At 66.3% G+C, this 25515-nt stretch carries 26 protein-coding genes and 1 tRNA gene; 12 read left to right on the plus strand and 15 right to left on the minus strand.

The annotated features are described in order from the left end of the window. Positions 1-458 precede the first annotated feature (458 nt). Positions 459-2474: a flagellar biosynthesis protein FlhA gene (gene flhA, locus M4J40_RS05635; RefSeq protein ID WP_251753184.1), complete on the plus strand. Its 2016-nt coding sequence runs from the start codon at positions 459-461 to the stop codon at positions 2472-2474. A 24-nt stretch (positions 2475-2498) separates the two neighbouring features. On the opposite strand, the gene fosX is transcribed toward flhA, so the two are convergent. Beyond that, positions 2499-2918: a FosX/FosE/FosI family fosfomycin resistance hydrolase gene (gene fosX, locus M4J40_RS05640; RefSeq protein WP_251752773.1), complete on the minus strand. Its 420-nt coding sequence runs from the start codon at positions 2916-2918 to the stop codon at positions 2499-2501. Between the two features lie 100 nt (positions 2919-3018). Here fosX and M4J40_RS05645 point away from each other — a divergent pair, with 100 nt between their 5' ends. Then, positions 3019-4152, plus strand: coding sequence for an extensin family protein (locus M4J40_RS05645; RefSeq protein WP_251752775.1), 1134 nt, complete (start codon positions 3019-3021; stop codon positions 4150-4152). A gap of 7 nt (positions 4153-4159) precedes the next feature. Here M4J40_RS05645 and M4J40_RS05650 read toward each other — a convergent pair whose 3' ends face one another. Beyond that, positions 4160-4402: a type II toxin-antitoxin system prevent-host-death family antitoxin gene (locus tag M4J40_RS05650; RefSeq protein ID WP_251752776.1), complete on the minus strand. Its 243-nt coding sequence runs from the start codon at positions 4400-4402 to the stop codon at positions 4160-4162. A gap of 70 nt (positions 4403-4472) precedes the next feature. Between M4J40_RS05650 and M4J40_RS05655 the strand changes: the two genes are divergently transcribed. Further along, complete coding sequence (locus M4J40_RS05655) at positions 4473-4697, plus strand: ribbon-helix-helix protein, CopG family (RefSeq protein ID WP_251752777.1); 225 nt, start codon at positions 4473-4475, stop codon at positions 4695-4697. A gap of 219 nt (positions 4698-4916) precedes the next feature. Continuing rightward, on the plus strand, positions 4917-6179 hold the full coding sequence (locus M4J40_RS05660) for a multidrug effflux MFS transporter (RefSeq protein ID WP_251752778.1): 1263 nt from the start codon (positions 4917-4919) through the stop codon (positions 6177-6179). A gap of 155 nt (positions 6180-6334) precedes the next feature. On the opposite strand, the gene proX is transcribed toward M4J40_RS05660, so the two are convergent. The 3 genes from proX to M4J40_RS05675 form a co-directional block, all read right to left on the minus strand. Then, the gene (proX, locus tag M4J40_RS05665) at positions 6335-7348 is read right to left on the minus strand and encodes a glycine betaine/L-proline ABC transporter substrate-binding protein ProX (protein ID WP_251752779.1); all 1014 of its coding nucleotides are present in this window, start codon (positions 7346-7348) and stop codon (positions 6335-6337) included. A gap of 201 nt (positions 7349-7549) precedes the next feature. Beyond that, positions 7550-8476, minus strand: a complete 927-nt coding sequence (locus tag M4J40_RS05670) for an ABC transporter permease subunit (protein ID WP_251752780.1) — start codon at positions 8474-8476, stop codon at positions 7550-7552. Then, complete coding sequence (locus tag M4J40_RS05675; RefSeq protein WP_251752781.1) at positions 8473-9699, minus strand: glycine betaine/L-proline ABC transporter ATP-binding protein; 1227 nt, start codon at positions 9697-9699, stop codon at positions 8473-8475. Before M4J40_RS05675 ends, M4J40_RS05670 begins: the two co-directional genes overlap by 4 nt. Before the next feature lie 477 nt (positions 9700-10176). On the opposite strand from M4J40_RS05675, the gene M4J40_RS05680 reads away from it, so the two are divergent. Further along, positions 10177-10683 (plus strand): Hsp20/alpha crystallin family protein, encoded by a 507-nt coding sequence (locus M4J40_RS05680; protein WP_251752782.1) that lies wholly within the window; start codon positions 10177-10179, stop codon positions 10681-10683. A gap of 50 nt (positions 10684-10733) precedes the next feature. On the opposite strand, the gene M4J40_RS05685 is transcribed toward M4J40_RS05680, so the two are convergent. Continuing rightward, complete coding sequence (locus tag M4J40_RS05685) at positions 10734-11939, minus strand: lytic murein transglycosylase (protein ID WP_251752783.1); 1206 nt, start codon at positions 11937-11939, stop codon at positions 10734-10736. A 184-nt stretch (positions 11940-12123) separates the two neighbouring features. On the opposite strand from M4J40_RS05685, the gene M4J40_RS05690 reads away from it, so the two are divergent. Together M4J40_RS05690 and M4J40_RS05695 are read left to right on the plus strand one after the other, a co-directional pair. Continuing rightward, positions 12124-12200, plus strand: a tRNA-Met gene (locus tag M4J40_RS05690). An 83-nt stretch (positions 12201-12283) separates the two neighbouring features. Beyond that, on the plus strand, positions 12284-13063 hold the full coding sequence (locus M4J40_RS05695; RefSeq protein ID WP_251752784.1) for a class I SAM-dependent methyltransferase: 780 nt from the start codon (positions 12284-12286) through the stop codon (positions 13061-13063). Between the two features lie 214 nt (positions 13064-13277). Here M4J40_RS05695 and M4J40_RS05700 read toward each other — a convergent pair whose 3' ends face one another. The 3 genes from M4J40_RS05700 to M4J40_RS05710 are packed head-to-tail and all read right to left on the minus strand — an operon-like array spanning position 13278 to position 16617. After that, positions 13278-14504 (minus strand): cyclopropane-fatty-acyl-phospholipid synthase family protein, encoded by a 1227-nt coding sequence (locus M4J40_RS05700; protein WP_251752787.1) that lies wholly within the window; start codon positions 14502-14504, stop codon positions 13278-13280. After that, the gene (locus tag M4J40_RS05705) at positions 14501-15277 is read right to left on the minus strand and encodes a DUF1365 domain-containing protein (protein WP_251752789.1); all 777 of its coding nucleotides are present in this window, start codon (positions 15275-15277) and stop codon (positions 14501-14503) included. Before M4J40_RS05705 ends, M4J40_RS05700 begins: the two co-directional genes overlap by 4 nt. Further along, positions 15274-16617 (minus strand): NAD(P)/FAD-dependent oxidoreductase, encoded by a 1344-nt coding sequence (locus tag M4J40_RS05710; RefSeq protein WP_251752791.1) that lies wholly within the window; start codon positions 16615-16617, stop codon positions 15274-15276. The genes M4J40_RS05705 and M4J40_RS05710 overlap by 4 nt, the downstream gene beginning before the upstream one ends. Before the next feature lie 203 nt (positions 16618-16820). Here M4J40_RS05710 and M4J40_RS05715 point away from each other — a divergent pair, with 203 nt between their 5' ends. The 3 genes from M4J40_RS05715 to M4J40_RS05725 are packed head-to-tail and all read left to right on the plus strand — an operon-like array spanning position 16821 to position 18858. After that, the gene (locus M4J40_RS05715; protein WP_251752793.1) at positions 16821-17396 is read left to right on the plus strand and encodes a sigma-70 family RNA polymerase sigma factor; all 576 of its coding nucleotides are present in this window, start codon (positions 16821-16823) and stop codon (positions 17394-17396) included. Further along, on the plus strand, positions 17393-18046 hold the full coding sequence (locus tag M4J40_RS05720) for a ChrR family anti-sigma-E factor (protein WP_251752794.1): 654 nt from the start codon (positions 17393-17395) through the stop codon (positions 18044-18046). The genes M4J40_RS05715 and M4J40_RS05720 overlap by 4 nt, the downstream gene beginning before the upstream one ends. Before the next feature lie 2 nt (positions 18047-18048). Next, on the plus strand, positions 18049-18858 hold the full coding sequence (locus M4J40_RS05725) for a DUF1295 domain-containing protein (RefSeq protein ID WP_251752796.1): 810 nt from the start codon (positions 18049-18051) through the stop codon (positions 18856-18858). Here the strand turns inward: M4J40_RS05725 and M4J40_RS05730 are convergent. The 5 genes from M4J40_RS05730 to M4J40_RS05750 all read right to left on the minus strand — a co-directional run bounded on the left by M4J40_RS05730 (position 18825) and on the right by M4J40_RS05750 (position 23762). After that, positions 18825-19229 carry a DUF2177 family protein gene (locus M4J40_RS05730; RefSeq protein ID WP_251752798.1) on the minus strand — a complete coding sequence of 135 codons (405 nt, stop codon included), beginning with the start codon at positions 19227-19229 and terminating at the stop codon, positions 18825-18827. The two genes, M4J40_RS05725 and M4J40_RS05730, sit on opposite strands and share 34 nt — an antisense overlap. 79 nt (positions 19230-19308) lie before the next feature. Then, on the minus strand, positions 19309-19623 hold the full coding sequence (locus tag M4J40_RS05735) for a hypothetical protein (RefSeq protein WP_251752800.1): 315 nt from the start codon (positions 19621-19623) through the stop codon (positions 19309-19311). After that, the gene (locus M4J40_RS05740) at positions 19623-21158 is read right to left on the minus strand and encodes a DHA2 family efflux MFS transporter permease subunit (RefSeq protein WP_251752802.1); all 1536 of its coding nucleotides are present in this window, start codon (positions 21156-21158) and stop codon (positions 19623-19625) included. The genes M4J40_RS05735 and M4J40_RS05740 overlap by 1 nt, the downstream gene beginning before the upstream one ends. Before the next feature lie 4 nt (positions 21159-21162). After that, positions 21163-22308, minus strand: a complete 1146-nt coding sequence (locus tag M4J40_RS05745; protein ID WP_251753185.1) for an HlyD family efflux transporter periplasmic adaptor subunit — start codon at positions 22306-22308, stop codon at positions 21163-21165. Positions 22309-22313: 5 nt separating this feature from the next. Next, positions 22314-23762 (minus strand): efflux transporter outer membrane subunit, encoded by a 1449-nt coding sequence (locus tag M4J40_RS05750; protein WP_257235118.1) that lies wholly within the window; start codon positions 23760-23762, stop codon positions 22314-22316. A 99-nt stretch (positions 23763-23861) separates the two neighbouring features. Here M4J40_RS05750 and M4J40_RS05755 point away from each other — a divergent pair, with 99 nt between their 5' ends. Together M4J40_RS05755 and M4J40_RS05760 are read left to right on the plus strand one after the other, a co-directional pair. Then, complete coding sequence (locus M4J40_RS05755) at positions 23862-24455, plus strand: TetR/AcrR family transcriptional regulator (protein ID WP_251752804.1); 594 nt, start codon at positions 23862-23864, stop codon at positions 24453-24455. A gap of 91 nt (positions 24456-24546) precedes the next feature. After that, the gene (locus M4J40_RS05760) at positions 24547-25029 is read left to right on the plus strand and encodes a group III truncated hemoglobin (protein WP_251752806.1); all 483 of its coding nucleotides are present in this window, start codon (positions 24547-24549) and stop codon (positions 25027-25029) included. Between the two features lie 8 nt (positions 25030-25037). Here the strand turns inward: M4J40_RS05760 and queF are convergent, their stop codons facing one another. Beyond that, entirely contained in the window at positions 25038-25499 is a 462-nt protein-coding gene (queF, locus tag M4J40_RS05765; RefSeq protein WP_251752808.1) for a preQ(1) synthase, read from the minus strand. Positions 25500-25515: the final 16 nt, after the last annotated feature.

Raw genomic sequence — 25515 nt, forward strand, 5'->3', positions numbered from 1 at the left:
CTGTTAGTCCTTTTTATCTTGCGCCACGAACTCCGGTTTAGTCAGGCCTCCAACCCATTCGGAAATAGACCGCTTTTCTGGATGAACAATCAAAAATTGTTGAGTCTGAGTTCAAAATCATTGATTGATTCAAATATTAATCGCTCGCTCTTCTTCAAAATTTCGCCAACCATTCGCCACTTCGCCGACACATTCGAGATGCCTCGACTCCCCTCCACGACAAACAGTCGGGGATGCAGCCGTCGCCGTTAACCACCCGTTAACCATGCACTCGGCAAATTCTGCCGGGTGGCGCGGTGTGCGTCGCAGCCGGCAATTCGGAAACGATCGACTTGAGCGACCTCACCACAGCCCCAGAGACGGCACCTTCCAGGATTCCCTTCGGTCTCAGCGTGCCCACGGGCTCGGATCTGCGCTCGACGATCCTGCGCGGCGACATCGGCCTTGCCGTCGGCATCATGCTGATCATGGTCATCCTGATCCTGCCGATGCCGGCGGTGCTGCTCGACCTGATGCTGGCGGTGTCGATCATCTTCGCCGTTCTGATCATGATGACGGCGTTGTTCATCCAGACGCCGCTGGAATTCACGTCCTTTCCGACGATTCTGCTGATTTCCACGATGCTGCGCCTGTCGCTCAACCTTGCGTCGACGCGCCTCATCCTCAGCCACGGTCACGAGGGAACCGACGCCGCCGGCCACGTCATCCAGGCCTTCGGCGGCTTCGTGATGGGTGGCAACTTCGTCATCGGCATCATCGTCTTCGCCATCCTGATCATCGTCAACTTCGTGGTCATCACCAAGGGTTCGGGCCGCATCGCGGAAGTGGCCGCCCGCTTCACCCTCGACGCCATGCCCGGCAAGCAGATGGCCATCGACGCCGACCTGTCGTCGGGCCTGATCAAGGAAGACGAGGCGCGCAAGCGCCGCAAGGATCTGGAAGCGGAAAGCTCCTTCTTCGGCGCCATGGACGGTGCCTCGAAGTTCGTGCGCGGCGACGCCATCGCCGGCCTTCTGATCACCTTCATCAACGTCATCGGCGGCATCATCATCGGCACGATGCAGATGGGCATCACGCTGTCGGAAGCCGGCCACTCCTACACCATCCTCACCGTCGGCGACGGCCTCGTCAGCCAGATCCCGGCGCTGATCGTCTCCACCGCCGCCGGCCTGCTGGTGTCGAAGGCGGGCGTGTCCGGCTCGGCCGACAAGGCGCTCTCCGGCCAGCTCACCGGCTATCCGGCCGCCCTTGGCATCTCCGGCGTCGTCATGGGCCTGCTGGCGCTCTTGCCCGGCCTGCCGTTCCTGCCGTTTGCCACCCTCGGCGCCGGCGCTGGCGGTCTCGCCCTCTGGGCCAAACGCCAGAACGCCAGACGCGACCTCGAAGCCATCGTTGCCCAGGCGCAGGCCGAGGCGCCCCCGCCGCCGCCGGCCGAGGAACCGATCTCCACCGCGCTCAAGATGGACGATCTGCGCGTCGAGCTCGGCTACGGCCTCCTGCCACTGATCAACGACAACGGAAAGGGCGGCGAGAAGCTGTCCGACCAGATCAAGGCGCTGCGCCGGCAGATCGCATCCGACCTCGGCTACATCATGCCGCCGGTGCGCCTCCTGGACAACGTGCAGCTCGGCGCCAACGAATATGTCATCAAGATCAAGGAAGTGGACGCCGGCAAGGGCACGCTGTTCCCCGGCCAGTACATGGTCATGGACCCGATGGGCGGCAAGGTGACCATTCCCGGCACCCAGACCACCGAACCCACCTTCGGCCTGCCGGCCACCTGGGTGGACGGACGCCTGCGCGAAGAGGCGGCGATCCGCGGTTACACCGTGGTCGACCCGGCCACCGTGCTCTCCACCCATCTCTCCGAGACGCTGAAGACCAACGTCTCGGAACTGCTCTCCTACGCCGACGTCAAGAAGCTCCTGTCCGAGGTGTCGTCCGACCAGGCCAAGCTGATCGACGAGATCGTGCCGAGCCAGATCACCGTCTCCGGCATTCAGCGCATTCTGCAACTGTTGCTCGCCGAGCGCGTTTCGATCCGCGACCTCGGCACCATCCTGGAAGGCATCGCCGAGGGCCTGTCCATCTCGCACGCCACGCAGACCATCACCGAGCACGTGCGCGCCCGCCTCGCCCGCCAGATCTGCGCCTCCAACATGGCGCCGGGCGGCTACCTGCCGCTGATCAGCCTGTCGCCCGCCTGGGAGCAGGCCTTCATCGAGAGCATCGTCGGCGAAGGCGACGACCGGCGCCTCGCCATGGCGCCGAGCAAGCTGCAGGAGTTCGTCGGCGCCGTTCGCGACCAGTTCGAGGAAGCCGCCAAGAAGGGCGAACTGCCGGTGTTGATGACCAGCCCGATGAACCGCCCCTTCGTCCGCTCCATCGTCGAACGCTTCCGCGCCCACACCACGGTCATGAGCCAGGCCGAGGTTCACCCCAAGGTCCGCCTGAAGACGGTAAGTCAGCTCTAGCTCCAACTCACCCGCACGGCGGCCTCATCCCTCCTCGGCGTAGCGCGCCAGACGCTCGCCCAGCGTGCCGGTGTGCAGCTCGAACAGGTGGTTGTCGTGGTCGTGGAAGTAGATCGACCGACCCTCGCCGGAGACGCGTGAGCGCCCCTCGCGCACGTCGAGCCCCATGTCCCGGATGCGTCCGAGGCAAGCCTCGTAATCGGCGTCGTCGATCTTGAACGCCACGTGGTTGTAGGTCCGCGTTGGCAGAGCGTCCCCTTCCATGGTGGCGATCCAGATGGCGTTCGGCTCGTCGCCGATCAGGAAGAACCGCTCCTTGGAGAGCGAGAACGTGCGGTCGCCGCTGTCGTAGACCTTGCGGGCGCCCAGGATGCCGACGAGCACCGCCTCCATCCGATCGAGATCGGCGACGATGAAGGTGATGTGACTGATCCCCTGAACCACGCTTTCCTCCTTGCCGCGGGGGCCGCTCGGGCCGATGCCGGCCGGTTTTCCCCCGATTAACGTAAACCGCCCCTTAAGGCATCGGTTCTAAACTGTGCGCATGAGACCCTCTCGTATTGCGTCCGGTCTGCTCTCGCTGTTCGTGTCCGCCGCCCTGGCGGGCTGCGGCTTCTTCGAATCCGAGGAGCGCGCGCCATGGCGCGCCCAGGCGGAAGCGGCGTGCTACGCCCGCAACATGGTCAAGCTTTCGCCGCTGATCCAGCGGGCCAGCGCGATCCAGGGCAGAGGCATTTGCGGCATTGACCGCCCCCTGAAGGTCAAGGCGCTGGAAGACGGCACCGTCAGCCTCGGTTCCCGCTCGCTGGTGCTCTCCTGCCCGATGACGGCGGCGCTCGAACGCTGGGTCGCCGAGGTCGTCATGCCGGCCGCGCTCGCCCGCTACGGCCTGCCGGTGGTCGAGATCAAGAACTTCGGCACCTACAACTGCCGCTCGCGCAACAACATCGCCGGCGCCCGCCTCTCCGAGCACGCCTTCGCCAACGCCTTCGATTTTGCCGGCGTCGTGCTGTCCAACGGCTACTCCGTCACCGTCAAGAAGGGCTGGTACGGCAACGCCACCGACCGCGCCTTCCTGCGCGAGGTGACGCGCGGCGCCTGCGGCGCCTTCACCACCGTGCTCGGCCCGGGCGCCGACCGGTCGCACGACGACCACCTGCACCTCGACCTCGCCCACCACAACAACGCCGGCACCTATCGCTACTGCAAGCCGCAGCCGAAAGTGCCGCCGCGCGGCGCGCCGATGTTCACACCCGACCCGAACATGCCGATGGCGAGCAACCTGCCGGCCGATCCGGTCTGGCCCGCCGCGCCGCAGCCGACGCCCGCCAACCCGACCTATACGGCCGGCAACTCCGCCTTCGACGCGCCACTGCCGCCGGCCCCGATCGGCAACGGCGCCTATCCGGTGGCCCAGCAACCCACCTATCAGCAGCCCTCCTATCAACAGCCGCAACCGGCCTATCAGCAGCCGCAGCCCGTCTATGCGGACGTGCCCGCCGCCCAGCCGCCCGGCTGCCCGCCCGGCTACATCTGCACGCCGGTGGGCCAGGGCACCTACGTGCCGCCACCGGCAGGCGCGGGCAACATCGGCTGGAACGTCGGCGCCCAGCCCCTCCAGGGCTACTCGTCGACCGACATCACCGGCTCAATCCCGGGCCCCTACTCGGACGACTGAGCGAGATTCATTCGTGGCGATGTGCGGCGGGTATCTCGGCCGTGTCGATTAAAAATAGTTCGTCGTCAGTCAGATCGGCCGATGCCAGAGAGTCGCGTTGCGCACATTTCATTTCGCGGTAGACCCTCGCCGAGATGATGTAGACCGTCTCCCTGCCGTCCTTCGTTACCCGAATGGGTTCGGACAGGGCGCGATCATGATAGCGCTCGAAGTTTCTCTCCACCTCTGACGCCGAAACCGTGACAGACACCGCGAACCTCCCGATCCTTGAAACATCGTCCTGCGTCACGCTACAGTTCTACGACGAATGGAGACGCATCGTGGCCTCCCCTGAGAAGCTGACTGTTCAGATCGATGCCACGACCTTGCAGTCTCTCCGCGAGATTGCAAGTCGCGAAGGTCGCGGGCTTGGGGCACTCGTCCGCGAGGCGCTGGAAGATCTGGTGGCGAAACCTCAGGGCGGCAAGCCGCGAACAAGCGTGATGGCCGCCTATCATGCCAGCCATGAGACGTTCGCTCCACTCTACCCAAAGCTGGCCGACTGATCGGTGCGGCGGCTTCGCTTCGGTCGCAACCGCCGGGGACCCGTCGCGCATCCCCTCGCCCTAAGCACTTCCCCGATCACATTTTACTGACTCGCGCCGTCCGGGCTGGAAAAATCGTCTCTGAAACGCTACAAGACACACCCAGGCAGGCCGCAACGGTTTTTTGTTTGCGCGTCCCGGCATTCTCCGGGCCCTGCTTCCAGCATTTTAGGTTTCGTCATGACCACCACGACCGGCTTGCCGGCTCGCCAGGGTCCCGGCTTTGCCGAGACCGTCGCCCTCATCGCCGCCCTGATGGGCCTCACGGCCCTTGCCATCGACACCATGCTGCCGGCGTTGCCGGCGATCGGCGACAGCTTCGGCCTTGTCGAGGCCAACGAGCTGCAGCTCGTCGTCTTCTCCTACATGGTCGGTTTCGGCATCGCCCAGATCGTCTACGGGCCGTTGTCCGACGTCTGGGGACGTCGTCCGCTGGTCATCGCCGGCCTCGTCATCCTGATCGTCGGCGCCATCATATCGGCGCTGGCCACGGGCTTCGCCGGCCTGTTGGTCGCCCGCGTGCTGCAAGGCATCGGCGCAGCCTCCGCCCGCGTCATCGCCGTGTCCATCGTCCGCGACCGCTACGAGGGCCGCGAAATGGCCCGCGTCATGAGCTTCACCATGATGGTGTTCATGATCATCCCGGTGCTGGCGCCCACCTTCGGCGGCCTGCTGCTGGCGCTGGCCGGCTGGCGCTCCATCTTCGCCACCATGGCCGCCCTGTCGGTCGCCGTCGGCCTGTGGTTCTACATCCGCATGCCCGAGACGCTGCATCCCGAGTTCCGTCGCGCTCTGTCGGTGCGGTCGATCGTCGAGGCCGCGCGCATCTGCGTCACCAATCGCGAGGCGGTCGGCTACTCGCTGGCCATCGGCCTGCTCTTTGCCACGCTGATGGGCTTCATCGGCTCCGCCGAGCAGATCCTCGGTTCCGACGGCTATCGTCTCGGTGCGCTGTTCCCGGCGGCCTTCGCGTCTGTGGCGGTCACCGGCGGCATCGCCGCCTTCGTCAACAGCCGCCTTGTGCGCAGCTGGGGCATGCGCCGCCTGTCGCACGGCGGCCACGTCATCCACCTCGCACTGGCGGCCATCTTCCTTGCCACCGCCTACGCGTGGGACGGACTGCCGCCGCTCTGGGTGTTCATCGCCATGATGGTGGCGATGCAGTTCTTCTTCTCGATCGCCATGTCCAACTACAACGCGCTCGCCCTCGACCCCCTGGGCGAAGTGGCCGGCACCGCCTCCTCGCTGATCGGCGCCTTCACCACGCTAATCGGCGCGGTCGGCGGCGCGCTGATCGGACAGGCCTTCGACGGCACCATCATGCCGCTGACGGCCGGCTACTTCGGCCTGTCGGCCCTGACGCTGCTCATCGTCTTCTGGACCGAGCGCGGCCGCCTGTTCCAGCCGCACTATCACCCGGCCGTGGCGGCAAGCGCGGAGTAACATCCATCGGCCGGCAACATCAGGCCGAATAGCGGCATCGTCCGGACATAACAGTTGGGGCGCCGATCCGGACCAAACCGGATCGGCGCCCCAAGCTTTTTCAACGGCCTCGCCTGGGTCCAACTCCCCAGGGCGAGGCGGTGGCGAACCGGGCTTTACTTGGCCGCGGCGCGCGCGGCGGCCAGCCAGCCGTCAACAGCTGCCTGGTTCTTCTTGACCCATTCGGCAGCCTGCGCGTCGACCTTGTCGTCACCGGCGTTCATGGCCGCGTTCTGAGCGAAGATGTCGGCGAGCGGGATCTTCACGTCCTTGAGCAGGGTCGCCACGGCGGGATTCTTTTCGAGGAAGGCGTTGTTGACGACGGGCACGATGTCGTTGGCGACAAAGCCCATGCGGCAGGGATCCTCGACGCAGGCCTTGATGCCCTCGGCGGCGGCGGGCGTCTCGACGCCGTCCTTCTCGGGAACCTCGATCCACATCACGTCTTCGCCGAGCTTCAGCTCGTTGACGGTCCAGTTCGGCGTCCAGGTGTAGAACAGGATGTGCTCGCCACCCTTGTAGGCGGCGATCGCATCGGCCATGGAGGCGGAGTAGCCGGCCTTGATCGGGTTGATGGCGTCGCCGAGATCATAGTTCTTCATGTGCTCGGTGATGGTGACCTCGCAGCCCCAGCCCGGCGGACAGGCGACCAGATCGGCCTTGCCGTCGCCATTGCGATCGAAGGCCTTCATGACCTCCGGACGCTTGAAGTCGTCCAGCGTCTTGATGCCGAACTCCTCGACGGCGGCCTTGTCCACCAGGTAGCCCTGAAGGGCGCCACCCTTGGCGACGGCTCCGACGATCGAGGCCGAGCCATCGAACGTCTCCTTGTAGGTATCGTGCAGCGGGAACCAGCCGTTGACCCAGAGATCGACGTCGCCCTGCGCCACGGACTGATAGAAGATCGGCGCGTCGAGCGTGGTCGGGCCTTCGACCGCGTAGCCCAGCGCTTCGAACATCTGCTTGTAGATGGCGGCCTGGAACCAGCCGGTATCCCATGTGGCCTGGGCCATCTTGATGGTGGTGCCCTTGCCCGGCATGTCCTCGGCATTGACAGAACCTGCCGAAAGGCCGACGGCGCCGGCGATGAGCGCCACTGCGGTCATCGTACTGCGGAATGCATTCGTCATTTCTGATCTCCAGATTAAAGGTGGGTCTCTCGGGGCCGCGCAATCAAGCGCGACCACCCCGTTCAAACCGGCGCATGAGCGCGCGGCAACCAAAGCAACTCCAGCAGAAGTGGGCGCCGGTTTCGCGCCCGGAGTTGCGTAAAAACAATGGGATAGAACATGCTGGCGAAGCAGGCTTCGCCCGGCATGCCCTAGATGTCCTCAGACCGTCTTGTCCGATGCCGCGGCATCGATGTCCTGGCTGCGGAACAGCGACTTGAACGAGCCAAGCAGCGACGTCTTGCTGCCCGATCCGGGCTCGGCGAGACCTTGCGTGATCCGGTCGAGCACGATCGCCAGGATGACGATGCCGACACCGCCGGCCGTCGCCTGTCCGACGTTGAGGCGGCCAAGGCCGGTGTTGACGATCAGCCCCAGTCCACCGGCCCCGATCAGGGCGGCGATGACCACCATGGACATGGCCAGCATCAGCGTCTGGTTCAGGCCGGCCATGATGGTGCGCATGGCCAGCGGCAACTGCACCTCGATCAACGTCTGGGACCAGGTGGCGCCGAAGGCTTCCGACGCTTCGATCAGATCCTCTCGGACATTGCGAATGCCGAGATTGGTCATGCGGATGATCGGCGGCAGCGCGAAGATGATCGTCGCGATGATGCCTGGCGCCATGCCGACGCCGAACAGCATGACGATCGGCACCAGATACACGAAGCTCGGAACCGTCTGCATGATGTCGAGGATCGGCCGGACGATCTTCCAGGCCCAGTTGGAACTGGCCACCAGAATGCCGGCGGGAATGCCGATGATGGTGCAGAACAGCACCGATGTCAGGATCATCGCCAGCGTCGTCATGGTCTCGGGCCAAAGCTGGATCATGTCGATGAAGACGAAGCCGACGACCGTGATGATCGCCATGGTCCGCCCGACGACCCGCCACGCGACGAGCGCGAAGACGAGGGTGATCACGAGCATCGGCACCCAGGCGAGGAACCCGTCAAACGTCTGCAGGACATGATTGACCGGCACCTGAACGGCGCGAAAGAAAGGGCGGAAGTTCGGAACCAGGAATCCGCGAACGAACGCGTTGACCCAGCCTTCGAAGGGAATGACGAGAAGATCGGACGGGCTCACAGGTTGTTCCCCTTCTGAGCATCGGCAATGTCGGCGGGCTTGGTCTCCGTTTCATCGGATGGCGGGCCTGCGCCTTCCCTGCCGTCGTCCTCGACGTCGGTCGCATTTTCGGTGTCGGTGTCTGGGGTCAAATGCCCGAAGATCGCCGTCGGCTCCACGGCGCCAACAAGCTTGCCGTCGCTGTCGGTGACGGCCATGAGAACGCCGTTCTGGGCCGTGGCGTACATTTCGTTGATGTAGGATTCGCTCGCCACGCTGGGCGCGTCGGGCTCCATGACCTGCGCCACCGGCGTGTTCGGCTTCACGGCCGTCAGGGCTTCGCGTGTCACCATGCCCGCCAATACGCCATCCTGATCGACCACGTGCGCCACGTCGACGCCGGCCTTGTCCATGACGACGAGCGCGCCGAGAACGCTTTCCTTGAGCGGAATGTGATCGGCATCCTGCGCGATGTCGGAAGCGGTGAAGACGCGCGACCGGTCGATGTCGGCCACGAAGGCGCGCACATAGTCGTCGGCCGGGTTGGAGACGATGTCCTGCGCCGTACCGACCTGCACGAAGGCGCCATCCTTCATGATGGCGATGCGGTTGCCAAGAAGCAGCGCCTCGTTGAGATCGTGAGTGATGAAGATGATGGTCTTCTTCAGTTCCTTCTGCAGCGCGATCAGCTCGTCCTGCATCTCGCGGCGGATCAGCGGATCGAGAGCGCCGAACGGCTCGTCCATCAACAGGATCGCCGGATCCGTGGCAAGGCCGCGGGCAAGACCCACGCGTTGCTGCATGCCGCCGGAAAGCTGCCCCGGGAAGCTGTCGGCATAGGCCTCGAGACCAACCTTCGCCAAAGCCTCGATCGCCACCTTGCGTCGTTCGGCCGGGCCGACCCCCTTCACCTTCAGGCCATAGGCGACGTTCTCGCCCACCGTCTTGTGCGGGAACAGTGCGAAATGCTGGAAGACCATGGTGATCTCCCGGCGGCGTATGGCGCGCAGACGCTTCATGTCGCAACTGGCGACGTCTTCCCCTGCGATGAAGATCTTGCCCGACGATGGCCGGATGAGCCCATTCAGCGTTCTGACAAGGGTCGACTTGCCCGAACCCGAGAGCCCCATGATGACGAAGATCTCGCCTTCGTTGACCTCGAAGCTGACGTCGTTGATGCCGACGGTCACGCCCGTGGTGCGAAATATCTCATCCTTGGTGGCGCCTTTTCTCAGCAGCGCCATCCCCTCTTTTCGCGCATCATTGAATAGTTTGAATACGCTTTCAACTTTAAGTTTAGCTGTCATATTGCTCCAAGTAGCACATTGTGGCGAAAATTGGAACCCTGCAAGCGCCAGTATTGGATAATAACCCCGGAAGACCGGATAATCCTGCAGCGAGAGGCAGGCACATCAACGCTCGATCAGGCCAATATCCCCCGTGTTATGGGGATTTTTTGGATAGATATGCCGACGAAATGATCATCGCGATTGACCACGACATACAGCGCGACAATCTGCGGAAAGAGCCAATATGATCGGCGACTCGAAGCGGTTGATCGGGAGACTGTCCGAGATCAATGGGACTACATTCGAACCGCATCGGGGCTTCAACTGGCGCCCCTGACTCCCCATATAAAAAGGGCCACGTTAAGGGGTCCTCTGGCGGACACCGAAGAGGCGTTCGTCCGGCAGGACTCCGCGAGACACGAGGAGTTAGCCATGGACAAGAAATCCCTGATGCCCTTCGGGCGCGGTTCGGCTCCCTCTCGCTCACACGAGGATCCGTTCCTGTCGCTGCGCCACGAGATGGACCAGTTGTTCGACAGCTTCACCCGCGGCTGGGGCCTACCAACGCTCGCCAGTGATGGCGAGAGCTTCCTGAGCCCGCGCGTCGATATCGCCGAAACGGAAACCGGCCTTGAGATGACCGCCGAACTTCCCGGCATCGATCCCAAAGACATCGACCTGGAAGTCGATGACGACGTGCTCACCCTCAAGGCCGAGCGCAAGGTCGACCGCGAGGAGAAGGACGACAAGCGCCACTATCGCCTGACGGAGCGGTCGAGCGGCACCTACATGCGCTCCTTCGCCCTGCCCTTCACCCCTGACCGCGACAAGATCACGGCCGAGTTCGACAAGGGCGTGCTGAAGGTGACGGTGCCGCGCTCGCCGGACCAGCCCAAGACGACCAAGCGGATCGACATCCGCCCGGCCGCCCTGCACTGAACGGCGGGTGCTCCGGGCACCAGTGTTGGGGGGCGCTTCGGCGCCCCCTGTCATTTCAAGGCGGAGATGACCGCCCTGTCCGGATAGCAGGTCACGGGGAGCCCATTCTTGGCCTGCCAGCGGCCGATGGCGACGCGGGTCCGGAAGCCGACGAGCCCGTCGGCCGTCCCCACGTCGTGCCCCATGCTCTCAAGCCGCTTCTGAACGGCCCTGACGTCGCCCCGGCTGAAGCCGGCCACGCTTCCCCAGTCGCCCCGGATCGATTGTCGCCCGCTCAGCCGGTCGCCCACCATGCCGATGGTCAGGGCGTAGACGTCGGATTCGTTATAGGCCTTAAGCACATAGAAGTTGTCCGACACCAGGAAGGAAGGCCCCATCCGCCCGGCCGGCATCAGAAGGTGTCCGTCCGGCCCGACGTCGTCCAGGGCGAGCGGACGCCCGTCGACGCGCGTCACGCCGGCCCGCATCCAGTTGGCGAGCGGCTGCCCCTGATCCGGCCCCTCCAGGCTGCACGGCACGGAGGCCGGCAGTCGTACCTCCACGCCCCAGGGGCGCCCCGCCTTCCAGCCGCGCGACTTCAGGTAATGACCGATGGAGGCGAGAACGTCGGGCGTCGAGTTCCAGATGTCGCGGCGACCATCGCCGTTGCCGTCGACGGCGTCGGACAGGAACTTCGACGGCATGAACTGCGGCTGGCCCAGCGCGCCGGCCCACGAGCTTTTCATCGCCGCGCGCGAAATATGCTCCTGCTCGAGAATGACCAGCGCGGCCACCAGTTCGGGGAAGAACTGGGCGCGGCGCGAGCCCATGTAGGCCTGCGTCGCCAGCGTGCGCACGGCATCCTTCTCGATCCTGGCAGAGCCGAAGGCCGATTCCTTGCCCCAGACGGCGAGCACGATTCCCGCCGGCACGCCGGTCGCCCGCGCCACCTTGTCGAGAACCGCTCGGTTGGCGGCATATCGCTTGCGCGCCCCGGCGGCCAGCGCGTCCAGCTTGCTGTCGGCGAGGTAGGTCGCCGGACTGCGGAACTCGGCCTGAAAGGCGTCGTCGCCGCCGGTCGGCTTGAGATCGGGCAGACTGAGATCGGGTTCGAGGCCGGCCACCGCCGCCTGGAAGGTGGCGCGACTGACGCCGGAGGCCTTGGCCGCCGGCCATACCTTTCCGTCCAGCCAGTGGGAAAAGGCGGCGTCGGCCGCCATGACGCTGCTCGGGGCAAAAGCCAGCGTACCGGCGAGAAGGAGTGCGATTCGTTTCATCCCCGGATGGAATCGTGCCGGCGACCCGGGGTCAAGCCTGACGAACGCCACCCGGCGAGCCCGGCTTTTCGGGGCCTGCCGAACCCTGCCGGCAAAGGGTCACTACGGGGGCCAATGGCGCTTGACAGCCCCCCTCCCCCGCCCTTATATCGGCGCACTTTCCGCCGGCCAGCCGGTGGGTCGTGGCAGTGTAGCTCAGTTGGTTAGAGCGACGGACTCATAACCCGTAGGTCGGCGGTTCGATTCCGCCCGCTGCTACCACTTCTCTCTTCGATTGCATTTTTCCTGAACGTTGACCTCAGCTTGTCGTAGAGTGGTTCTCGACACGACAAGGAGGGAAAGCCATGCGCCACGAAGACGGTAGTGCCGGCGATGCCGATTACGGCCGGATCGGACAATCCTACAGCAGCTATCGCCAGCCCGATCCCCGCATTGCCGCCATGATCGTCGAGGCGCTCGGAACGGCCGAAACGGTGCTCAACGTCGGCGCGGGCGCCGGCTCCTACGAGCCTCTCGACCGCAAGGTCACCGCCGTCGAGCCGTCGGCCTCGATGCGGGCGCAGCGTCCCTCGCATCTGGCCCCAGCCATCGACGCCACCGCCGAACACCTGCCCTTTGCCGACGACAGCTTCGACGCGGCCATGGCGAGCTTCACCATCCACCAGTGGGGCGATCTCGAAGCCGGCCTCCGGGAGGTGCGCCGCGTCACGCGCGGGCCGGTGGTCATCCTCACCTGCGATCCCCGGGAGGTCGAGGCCTTCTGGCTCGGCGACTACGCGCCGAAGGTGCTGTCCACCGAGGCCAAGCGCTACCCGTCGTTCGAGCGGGTGGCCGAAGGCCTCGGCACGCCCATCGACCGCATCGCCGTCCCCATCCCCTTCGACTGCCGCGACGGCTTCAACGAGGCCTATTTCGGCCGGCCGGAAATGCTGCTGGAACCGGCGGCCCGTCTCTCCTGCTCGGCCTGGAGCTTCATCACGCCCGACGAAGCCAATGCCGCCGTGGCCCGCCTCGCCGCCGACCTAAAGTCCGGCGCCTGGGACGAGAAATACGGCGCTCTCCGCCAACAGCCGGCCTACGTTGGCTCGCTCTATCTGTTGGTGTCTACTGGGAAAGTTGGCTGACGGCCTTGTCTCTCCGGCAAGAGCATGTCGTCGATCTCCGGGAACTGGTCTTCCTCGGCGAGCGGTTGAAGCTCGGCGAGAACCTCCAGAAGATCCTTGCGCTTGACCGGCTTGAGGATTGACTGGTCGTCGTCGCGATGGATCGGCACTGGTCCGCCCTCCTCTACATGGGCGTCCACTATACGGCCATCGGTACAACAAGTTTAGGAGCTCCTCACCGGGGCTCCAGCGCGTAGAGGCTGACGTCGATACGCCCGGCGCGGAAGCCGGCCTCGCAATAGGCGAGGTAGTAGGTCCACAGGCGCTTGAAGGCGGCGGAGTAGCCGAGGTCGGAGATTCTGGGCCAGGCCGCTTCGAAGCGCTGCCGCCAGTCTTCCAGGGTCTTGGCGTAGGAGAGGCCGAAGTCGAGGCTTTCGGTCAGCGCGAAGCCCGCCTCTTTGGCCACCTTGGCGAAGACGGCCTTGCTCGGCAGCATGCCGCCGGGGAACACCAGCGTCTGGATCATGTCGGGGTGGGCGCGGTAGTGCTCGAAACGGTCGTCGGCGATGGTGATCACCTGCAGCACCGCCCGTCCCCCGGGCTTCAGCGCCTGCCGCACCTTGTCGAAATAGCCGCGCCAGTAGGCCTCGCCCACCGCTTCGAACATCTCGATCGACACGACGCGATCATATTGCCCCTCGACGTCGCGATAGTCGCGGAGCTCCAGCGACACCTGCCCGTCGAGCCCCCTCGCCTGTATCTTCTTCTGGCCCACGGCAAGCTGGGCCGGCGACAGGGTGATGCCCCGCACCGACCGCGCCCCGGCATCGGCAAGATAGGCGGCGAGCCCGCCCCAGCCGCAGCCGATCTCCAGCACCGATTGGTCGCCGTCGAGGCCGAGCATGTCGGCGATGCGCTGGACCTTGCGCCGCTGGGCGGCCTCAAGGTCGTCGCCCTCCTCGTAGAGCGCCGAGGAGTAGATCATCTCGCGGTCCAGCCACTCGGCGAAGAAGGCGTTGCCGAGGTCGTAGTGGGCCATGATGTTGCGCCGGCTGCCGGCCCTGGAGTTGCGGCGAAGCAGCATCAGCAGGCGCTGCATGAGCCGCACCGGCACCGACGCCTTGGCCACCTCGGTCAGGCTGTCGAGGTTGTCGGCGCAGAAGGTCAGGAAGGCCACGAGATCGGGCGTGTCCCAGTCGCCGTCGACATAGGCCTCGGCAAAACCGACATCGCCGCCGCTCAGCAGCCGGTTGACCGCCCGCCAGCGCTGGATCCGGAGTTCGGCCACCGCGCCGGGCTCGTGCCCCATGGCGGACAACTGCGTGCCGTCGGGCAGCGTCACGGAAAGCCGCCCCCGCTCGACATGGTTCAGCAACCGGCGGACCAGATCGACGCGCAGCCGGATCGGCAAGGCCCAACCGACGATCGAGGGGATGATCATGGAGCTCGACAATGACGTCATCCGGAAGACCTTTCCGTTGGATTGAAACCCTTGGCCCCACCGCCGGGGCGGGCATGGAAGGGAACGCGCTTCAGCCACAGCTTCAGCGCCTCCCAGTGGATGGCCGCGATGACCTTCAGCGTCATCAGCGGGAATCGGCCGAGAAGGCGGAGAACGGCGCGGTCGCCGAGCGCCTCGCGCGCCAGCGACATCGACGCCGTCAGCATCAGCCCCTCGCTGTCGTGGTCTTCGATGGCGATGGTGAAGCGCTCGGCCGGCGGCTTGACGTGGAAGCGGTAGCGCATCTCCATCGGCAGGAAGGGCGAGACGTAGAAGCCTTTCTCCGCCGCCTGATGGATGGTGCCGGAGGTCTCCGGTGCGACGTCGGCGGCATAGTGGTGCATGCCGCCGAAGGTGTTGCGCACTTCGTACACGATGGCGGAAAGACGCCCGTCGGCGTCATGGCAGAAGTAGACGCTGAGCGGGTTGAAGACGAAACCGAAGAGGCGCGGCATGGCGATCAGCGTCACCCGCGCGCCATCCCAGCCAAGGCCGCGTTCCGCCGCCAGCCGCCGGAGGCGCGAAGCCAGCGTCCCGTCTCCCGCCGGCCCATGGTCGGTCTCGCGGAACGACAGGATGTTCCAGCGGTTCACCGACAGGAATCGGCTTGTCCGGTCGAGTTCGTCGAGCCGGTCGAGATCGGCATGCAGCATGTAGACGCCGTATTTCAGGCTGTGCGACGCGGGCCGGAGGCGACGGTGCATCACCTCGCCGACATAGAGCGAAGGGGTCATGCCGCCGCCTCGCCCCAGACGTCGGGCCCGAGATGAATGCGGCCGGACTCGTTCTCGACCAGCCACGGCCGCCGCAGTCCGCCCATCGCCTCGGCGGCGGCGAGCCCGGCCTGCAGGCCATCCTCGTGGAATCCCGCGCCGAAATAGGCGCCGGCGAACCAGACGTTTCCGGCGCCCTGAAGGCTCCACAACTGCCGTTGGGCCTCGATGGCCGCCTGATCGAACAGCGGATGCTCGTAGGTGAACTGGTTGTAAACGCGGTCGAGACGCGGTTCGACGAGCGGGTTGAGCGTCACGAACAGCGGCACCGACGGATCGATATGCTGAAGGCGGTTCATCCAGTAGGTGACCGACGGACCGGCGGAGCGGTCGCTCGTCGCCAGATAGTTCCAGGCCGCCCAGGCCGCCCGCCGGCGCGGCATCAGCCGCTCGTCGCCATGCAGCACCGCGGAGTTCTGGCTGTAGCGGAAGGCGCCGAGGATCTGCCGCTCGGCATCGCTCGGCGTCTTGATGACGCCGAGCGCCTGATCGGCGTGGCAGGCGACCAGCACCTTGTCGAAGCGGCGCTGGCGCGCGCCATCCTCGATCACCACGCCGGCCGCCGACCGCTCGACGATCTTCACGTCGCGACCGATCATCGTCCGCCCGTTGAGCGGCTCGGCCAGCTTGGCGACATAGGCGCGGCTACCACCCGTCACGGTGCGCCATTGCGGCCGGCCGCTGAGCTTCAGAAGGCCGTGGTTGTCGCAGAAGCGGATGAAGGCCTCGGCCGGATAGGCGCCGACCTCGGTGGCCGGGGTCGACCAGATCGCCGCCGCCATCGGGTAGAGATGATCCTCGCGGAAGGCGCGGCCGTAGCCGTTGGTGTCGAGATAGTCGGCGAGCGTCACCCCGTCGAGCCGGCCAAGATCGGCCGGCGCCCGCCGATAGAAGCGCAGGAGGTCGGCCATCATGGCGTAGAAGCGCGGGCGGACGAGATTGAGCGGCTGGGCGAGCAGACCGGCGAGGTTGGAGCCGGCGTATTCGAGGCGGCCACCGTCCATCGACACGGCGAACGACATCTCCGTCGCCTCTGTCTCAACGCCGAGGTGGGCGAACAGGGCCGTGAGGTTCGGATAGGTGACCTCGTTATAGACGATGAAGCCGGTATCGACCGGGATCGACGCGCCGTCAGTCGGCGCCAGCACCGTGTTGCTGTGGCCGCCGAGCCGCCGGTCGATCTCGTAGAGCGTCACGTCATGGCGGCTCGAAAGCAACCATGCCGCCGACAGGCCGGAGATGCCCGACCCGATCACCGCGATCTCCTGCCGCCTGTCGGTATCCTTTCGCGCCTCGCTCATGTGACCTCCGCTTGCCGGCCAAACTGCTGTACGTTCCATTCTACGATGGTCCCGGCGCGAAGGATCACTGTGCGGGAATGCAAATTTGGTCGTAGCACTCCGCCGGTGATCCGCCGTTCCGTGACAAACGTAGAAGAGGCATGAGACGTGAACGGGCCAACCCTTTCCCATTGGCGGCAACGTCCGAGCCGGCGGTCAGTTCCATGAGACCGGCCGACGCGGCGGTGCAGCCGTTCGACGGCGCCGAGGCGGCGCGCCTTGTCGCGGCCATCGCCCGCGAGGGCGACCGACAGGCTTTCGCGCGCCTGTTCGCCTTCTATGCCCCCCGCCTCAGAACCTTCCTGATCCGGCAGGGCTTCAGCGCCAGCGACTGCGACGACCTGATCCAGGACACCATGCTCGCCGTTTGGCGCAAGGCCGAACGGTTCGACGCGGAGGCCGGCGCCGTCTCCACCTGGATCTTCACCATCTGCCGCAATCTCGGCATCGACCGCCGCCGCCGGCTGGCCCGGCGCCTCGTCGAGGCCGAACCGGTCAGCGACATCGACCCCAGCCCGTCGGCCGAGGGCGAGATCATCACCCGCGAGGAGGAGACGCGGGTGCGCCGCGCCCTCGATCACCTGCCGGCCGAACAGGCCGAGGTCATCACCCTGTCGTTTTTCTCCCAATCGCCGCAGACCGAAATCGCGAGAGCGCTCGGCATACCGCTTGGCACCGTCAAGTCGCGCGTCCGCCTCGCCATGAACCGTCTGCGCCATCTCCTCGACGAGCCGTCATGACCGTGAACCGCCACCCAAGCTCCGAACTTCTGGCCCGCTATGCCGCCGGCTCGCTGTCGCCGGCCGCCGCGCTGGTGGTGGAAAGCCACCTCGCGCTCTGCGACGCCTGCTCGGCCGCCCATCGCGAAACGCTGGCGCTGGCCGGCGCGCTCCTCGAACGCCTGTCGCCGTCCGAACTCGACGCCGGCCTGTTCGAGCGGACGCTGGCCCGCCTCGACGAGAAGCGCCCCGCCGCCGCCAAACCGACGCCGGCCCGCCGGCGACCGCGCGACCTCGGCATCCGCCTGCCCGCTCCGATTGCCGAACGGGCGACATCCGGCTGGCGCTGGATGGGACCGGGCATGGCCTTCGCCCGCCTCGACGTTCCGGAAGATCCCAAGACCAACCTCGTCCTTCTGAAGATCGGCGCGGGCAAGCGCATGCCCACCCACGGCCATTCCGGCGAGGAACTGACGCTGGTGCTCCAGGGCGCCTTCGAGGACGAGCACGGGCGCTGCGGCGCCGGCGATCTCGCCGAGGAGGACGACGACACGCATCACACGCCCATCGTCACGGGCGAGGAAACCTGCATCTGCCTCGCCTCCATCGAGGGTCGGCTCCGGCCGCACGGCCTGATCGGCCGCCTCGTCAGCCCGCTGATAGGACTGTAGCCATGTTGACCGGCGCGCTTCTCTCCCTGGCGATCCTGGTGGTGGCGATGGGCGCGGCGGCGGTGATCGCCGAGCGGACACGCCGCTCGGGCCTCATCGACGGCATCTGGGCGCTGTCGACCGGCGCTGCCGCGCTGGCCCTCATCCTCACCCTCTCCGCCCCCGTCGAGCGGCCGCTGATGGTCGCCGTTCTGGTCGCGGTCTGGGCGGTCCGGCTCGGCCGTCATCTCGTCGGTCGCACACTCAAGGGTGGCGGCGCCGACGACCCGCGCTACGCCGCCCTTCGCCGCGAGTGGGGCGAGGCCGCGCCGCGCCAGCTTTTCGTGTTCCTGCAAATGCAGGCGATCGCCGGCTGGCTGCTGGCCTTGTCGGCTGGAGCTGCCGCCTCGCGCCCCGGCCCATTCGACTGGCAGGATGGGCTTGCCCTTGCCATTGTCGTCGCAGCGCTGGTCGGCGAATGGTGGTCCGACCGTCAGCTCGCCGCCTTCCGGCGCGACAGCGCGGGAAAGGTCTGCGATCGCAGCCTCTGGGGGTGGTCGCGCCACCCCAACTATTTCTTCGAGTGGCTGTTCTGGGTGGGCATCGCCGTGCTCGGCCTCTCCGGCTTCAACGGGCAAACCGCACTGACGCTCGTCGCACCATTGGCCATGTACTGGCTGCTCGTCCACGTCTCCGGCATCCCGCCGCTGGAGAAGCACATGCTGGAAAGCCGGGGCGAGGCGTTTCGCGCCTATCAGAGACGCGTCTCCGCCTTCTTTCCCCGGCCGCCGAAGTCCGATCAGGACGTCAGCCAGCGCGACAGCGCCAGGTAGCTGATGGTGGCGGCAAGACCGCTGGCGATGGTGCCCCAGGCGATGTCGACGACGGTGACAGCCATCGGCCAGCCCCGCAGCGTCGCCTGATTGGTCAGGTCATAGGTGGAATAGGCGATGAAGCCGAGCGCCGCCCCGGCGACCAGCGCCGCCTGCCACTTGCCCGACGCCAACGCCGGCTGGATGGCGAAATAGGCGAGGCCACCGGCATAGATCAGGTAGAAGATCGCCGCCGGCAGCGGCTGGAAGGGATCGGCGACAAGATCGCCCATCGCCGGCTTGTAGAGGCGCGGCACCATGGTGCCGAGCCAGATGGCGTCGAGAACGAGAAAGCTGATCAGTCCGGCTGCGTAAATGGCAATGGCTTGCATGACGACCTCCGTTGTCCACCTCTGCTTACGCACGAGCCGGACAATCGGATCATCTCACCGCCAAGACACGGCGAAAGGCTCAGGCCAGCACCTTCTGGTCGATCCTGTCGAGACAAGCCCTGAGTTCGTCGAATCTCGGCGACACGTTGGAGGCCCCACCGAGAAGCTGGCGCGCCGTTACCAGGGCAAAGGCAAGGACGTAGCGATCCTTCTCGCTCAATTGCGCATGATCGCGGGAGAAATCGGCGAGCGCGGCGATCTCCGGCGAGGTGGCCGAGTCGGCCTCCAGGAGTTTCAGACGATTGATGAGAATGCTCGGTCGCGCGACGTCGGTCTGCTCGGCGGTAAGATGCAGCTTGTAGCGGTATTTTCGCTCGTTGGTGAGCCGTCCCATCAATGCGCTCCACTGGTGTCGATCGGACCCTTCGGCTTGGGCGCCAGCCAGGGCAGCATGGCGGCGAAGACGAAGACCACGGTGATGACCGCGAACATGTCCAGCGTGGCAAGTAACACGCTCTGCTGCTCGACGATACGGCTGAGGTTGGCGACCGCGACCTCGTGCGAGGCGCCACCCTCCACCATGCCGGCGACCACCCGCTCGCCATTCTGCATGGCGCTGACCAGCTCGGTCTGGTTGACGCGCGCCGAGTTCGCCCAACCGGTCTGCACCAGCGATGTGGCGAAGGCGCCGGCCAGCGTGCGCATGAAGTTGGAGAGGCCGGCGGCGTTGGCCTGCTCCTCCGGCGTGACGCTGGCGATGGCAAGGCCTGTGACGGGCACGAAGAACATCACCATGAACGGCCCGGTGAGCAGCGTCGGCCAGGCCATCTGCAGGAAGGTCACGTCCGAGTTGAAGGTCATGCGCCAGGCCGTCATGGCCCCGAGCCCCAGGATGCCGATCGACAGGATGGCGCGGGGATCGAACCTCTCCGTCGCCTTGCCGACGATCGGCGCCGACACGAAGGCCAGAAGGCCCATGATGCCGGTGGCATAGCCCGCCCAGGTGGCCGTGTAGCCCATGTTCTGCTGCAGCCACAGCGGCAGGATGACGACCGAAGCGAAGAAGGCCGCGAATCCCCCGGCGAAGGTGACCGCCGCCGCCGTGAAGCCGCGATGGCGGAAGATCCTGAGATCGACGATCGGATGCGCCTCGGTAAGCTCGTAGATGACGAAGGCGAGAAAGCCGACCACAGCGACCGCGGCAAGCACCCGGATTTCGGTTGAGGCGAACCAGTCGTGATTGCGCCCCTCGTCGAGCACGACCTGAAGCGCGGCGACCCAAAGCACGAGAAGCGCGAGGCCGATGGCGTCGATGCGCGCCTTGCCGGTCGGATCGGGCTGCCCCATGGTGGCGAAGAACACGACGATGCCGCCGACGATGGCGATCGGCACCTTCATGAAGAAGATCCATTGCCAGCCGATGCCGTCGCAGATGATGCCGCCGAGGACGGGGCCGGCGATCGGGCCGATCAGCGTGGTCATCGCCCAGATCACCGAGGCGATGGTGGCCTGCTTTGGCGGGAAGATCCGCATCAGCAGCATCTGCGACAGCGGCATGATCGGCCCGCCGAACAGGCCGAGCAGCACGCGCCCGCCGATCAGCATGCCGAGCGACTGCGACAGGCCGCACAGAAGCGATATCGCGGCGAAGGCGAAGTAGCAGGTCAGGAAGACGCGCATCGCCCCGAAGCGCCGGCTGAGCCAGCCGGTGAGCGGCACGGTGATCGCCTCGGCCACCGCGTAGGAGGTGATCACCCACGAGCCCTGCGACACGGAGACGCCGACCGAGCCGGCGATCGTCGGCACCGACACGTTGGCGATGGTGCTGTCGAGCACCACCAGGAAGTTGCCGGTGCCGATGGCCAGGGCAGCGACCATCAGCCGGACGCCCGTCAACGGGGCGGCGGTTTGCAGGGCGGGCGCGGTCATGGCGTCACTCGGCGATCGCGATGTCGGCGGTCATCGACAGGCCAACCTGCAACGGATGAGCGGCGAGTTCCGCCGGATCGAGCGCGATGCGCACCGGCAGGCGCTGCACCACCTTGATCCAGTTGCCGGTGGCGTTCTGGGCCGGCACCACCGAGAAGGCGGCGCCGGTGCCGCCGGAGAAGCCGACCACCGTGCCGGTGAACTCCACGTCGCTGCCGTAGAGGTCGGAGACCAGCGTCACCTTCTGGCCGGCCTTGACGTGGGCGAGCTGCACTTCCTTGTAATTGGCGTCGACGTAGGCGGCCTGAAGCGGCACCACCACCATCAGCGTCATGCCCGGCTGGACGCGCTGGCCCACCTGAACCTGGCGGCGGGAGATGACGCCGTCGACCGGCGCCCGCATCACGGTGCGTTCGAGGTTGACCTGGGCCTGATCGCGCGCCGAGCGGGCGGCCAGCACCTCGGGATTGTCGTCGATGCCGACGCCGGAGATCATGGCGGCGTTGGCCTCCTTGGCGGCCACGGCGGCGTCATGGGCGGCAGCGGCGCCAGCCGCGCCCGCCCGGGCGGACGAGAGATTGGCCTCGGCGGTTTTCAGCAAGGTCTCGACGGCGGTGATCTCGTCCCCCGACACCGAGCCATTGTCGGCCAGCGTCTTGCGACGGTCGAGATCGATCTTCGCCTTGGCGTATCCCGCCTCGGCGGAGGCAAGCTGGGCGGCGGCCTGCGCCTGATCGGCTTCGCGCCCGACGATCTGGGCCGCCAGCGCCTTGTCGTTGGCGACCAGCGCCGTCACCCGGCGGATGGCGTTCTGATAGGTCGCCTCGGCCATGGCGAGCGCCAGCTTGGCATCGGTGTCGTCGAGGCGAACGAGCACGTCGCCCTTCTTCACCGCCTGCGTGTCGCTGACCAGTACTTCGGTCACCGGCGCCGCCACCAGCGGCGTGATCTGGGCCACGTCGGCGCCGACATAGGCGTTGTCGGTGATGGCGTGTTTCGACGCATAGAGCGTGTCATAGGCATAGTAGCCGCCACCGCAGGCTGCCACGGCCAGGAGGAGGCCGAGAAACAGCGGGCCGCGCTTGGCGGGGTTGACGGCGGCCTTGGCGGCGCGGGCGGTGTCTTCGACGTCGGCGTCGATCTTGCTCATGTCGTTCACGACTGCTTCTCCGTGCTGCGGAACCCGCCGCCGAGGGCGCGGACCATCGCGATATCCAGGGTAAAGGCGCGGGCCTGCAGGGCGGCCGTGGCGCGGCGGGCGCTGATCAGCGCGTCTTCGGCCGTCAGCACTTCGAGATAGGTGGCGAGGCCGCCGTTGTAGCGGTCGCTGACCACGCGCCACGCCTTCTCGGCGGCGGCAGCGGAGCGCCGGGTGTTGGAGAGCTGGCTGGCAAGCTGGCGCTTGCTCACCACGGCGTCCGCCACCTGGCGCAAGGCCTCCGTCAGCGTCCTGTCGTAGCTGGCGACGGCGATTTCATATTGCGACACGGCGCTGCGTTCGCCGGCGCGAAGGCGACCACCGTCGAAGATCGGCAACGAAATGGCCGGACCGATCGAACCGAGCGTCGAGCCGGGGTCGGTGAGCATGTTGAGGCCGAGCGCCTGCTTGCCGATCATCGCGGCGAGGTTGACGTTGGGATAGTAGGCGGCCTTGGCGGCGTCGATGTCCTTGAGCCCGGCTTCGGCGGTGGCGCGGGCGGCCACGATGTCCGGGCGCCGACCGAGAAGGTCAGCCGGCAGGCTCTTGGGAACGCCGGTGAAGCGGCCGCCCTTCACCTTGGGGCGGGTGATGGCAAGGCCGCGATCCGGTCCGGCGCCGACGAGGGCGGCGAGCTGGTTCTTGATGAGTCCGATCTGCTCGTCGACCTGGGCCAGTTCGGCCTCGGCCGCCGCCTCCGCCGCGCGGGACCGCTCAAGCGCCCCTTCGTTTTCGAGGCCCTTGCCGTAGCGGTCGCTCATCAGCGACAGCGTTTGCTTGCGCACGCCGATGGCGCTGACCACGCTGTTTCGGTCCGCGTGCAACGCGGCGAGGCGGCCGTAGGCCTCGGCAATGCCGGTGGACAAGGCGAGGCGCGTGGCGGCAGCCTCCGCCTCGGCGGCGACGACCTTGCCCTTGGCGGCGGCCAGTTTCGCCCGGTTCTTGCCCCAGAAGTCGATCTCCCAGTCGAGCGACAGCGTGCCCATGCCGGCGTCGTTCCAGCTCTTGGGTACGAAGTCCTTGCCGATCAGGTAGTTGTAGGACTGCTTCTCGCTGTCGGCCTTGGCCGAGGCGCCGACGCTCGGCAGCAGCGAGGCCTGCGACGCGCCGACGCCGGCCCGGGCCAGCGCAACCCGCGCCTCGGCGATCCTCATGTCGGAGGCGCCGGTCAGTCCCTCGCCGATCAGGGCTGCCAACTGCGGATCGCCATAGGCCGTCCACCAGTCGTCCGCCGGCCAGGCCGCGTCCTTGGCAGGCGCGAGGCTCCTGTCGGACGCATAGGCGTCCATCGGCTTGACCGACGACAGGGGGGCATTCTCGGGCAGCATGGCGCATCCGCCATAAAGCGCTGATATGAATAGAAGAAAGCTGGCGGAATAGCCTGTTTTGACGAGCCTGGAACGCATGCGGCACCTTTATAACCGTACGGTACGGTTTAGTTATAAAAGCTACTTGCGGCGGTCAAGCCGGAAACCTACCCTGCCGATCACAAATAGGAGACCTTGATGCGCGCGAAGACCGACGAGAAGCGCAACGCCATCATCGCCGCCGCAACGGCCGTGTTCGAGGAGGTGGGCTACAGGGGCGCCAGCATGGCGATGATCTCGTCGCGGCTCGGCGGCTCCAAGGCGACGCTCTACGGCTACTTCCACTCCAAGGAGCAACTGTTCGCCACCGTCGTGACATCGGCGCTGGATGAGACTGGCGAGGAAATGCTGGCCTCGCTCGCCTCGGACGACGATATCGCCACGGCCCTCACCCGCTTCGGCCGCCTCTACCTCGATCTCGTCACCCGACAGGAAATTCTGGCGATCCAGCGCACCGTGCTCAGCGAGAGCCAGAACACCGCCCTTGGCCGCGAAGTCTACAAGCTCGGCCCGCAGCGCGGCATCGACGCCATTACCCACTTTCTCGCCGAGCGGGCGGCAAAGGGAGAGATCGACCTCCCCTCGCCCGAGCTTGGCGCCCTCTACCTCAAGAGCCTCCTCGAAGCCGGCATCGCCGAGCCGCTCCTCTACGGTCTCGACGGTGTCAGGGACAAGGCCGAAGCGGTCGAAACCGCCGTCGCCGCCTTCATGAAGATCTACGGGAGACCGTGACGAGGCGGCGTCCGTTGTCTGACCGTCTGCAAAGGACTACATCTGCGGCGCCTTCACAGACCTTTCACCGCCTTCGGCAGCCGGAGAGACCATGACCGCAACCGACGCGCCGCGACGCGGCATTCCCATGGGATCGATCGACGAGGACAGCATCCACGCGCTGGTCCACGGCTTTTACGGCAAGGTGATGGACGACCCGGACCTCGCCGCCATCTTCGGCCGCGAGATCGAGAAGCACCAGTGGCCCGCCCACCTCGACAAGATGTGCGCCTTCTGGTCGTCGGTGCTCTTGCGCTCGGGCCGCTACGAGGGCCGGCCGATGCGGCCGCACATGATGATCGCCGACATCGAGGACAGGCATTTCGAGCGTTGGCTGGCGCTGTTCGCCGAGACGGCGCGGCAGGTGTTCGACGAGAAGGACGCCAACGGCGTCATCGCCACCGCCGAGCGCATCGGCCACAACTTCCGCCTCGCCCGCGCCCAGAATCGCGGCCTCGACAGCACGCGCATGGAGATGATCCGCGCCGAGCCGGACGGCCCGCGCCAACCGGCCGTGTGGACCCCGCCGCAATAGGGGCCGCTCTATCCCCGCCCACGATAGCTTGCCACGCCCTGGTCGGGCAGCCAGAGGTCCTTGGGCGGCGCGCCAGTCTGCCAGAAGACGTCGATGGGAATGCCCCCGCGCGGATACCAGTAGCCACCGATCCTGAGCCAACGCGGCGCGAGGCGATCCACCAGCCGGCGGGCGATCGTGATGGTGCAGTCCTCGTGAAACGAGCCGTGATTGCGGAAGGACGTCAGGAACAGCTTCAGCGACTTGGATTCGACCAGCCACTCAGCGGGCACATAGTCGATGACGAGGTGCGCGAAGTCCGGCTGGCCGGTGACCGGGCAGAGCGAGGTGAACTCGGGCGCGGTGAAGCGGGCGAGGTAGTCGATGTCCGGGTGCGGGTTGGGCACACGGTCGAGCACCGCCTCGTCCGGCGAGGCGGGCGTCACGCTGGCCTTGCCGAGCTGATGGGCGCCGGTGGCGTCACTTGTCATGTCGATTGTCCGGAAC

The organism is Pleomorphomonas sp. JP5 (assembly GCF_023721815.1).
Classification (GTDB): domain Bacteria; phylum Pseudomonadota; class Alphaproteobacteria; order Rhizobiales; family Pleomorphomonadaceae; genus Pleomorphomonas.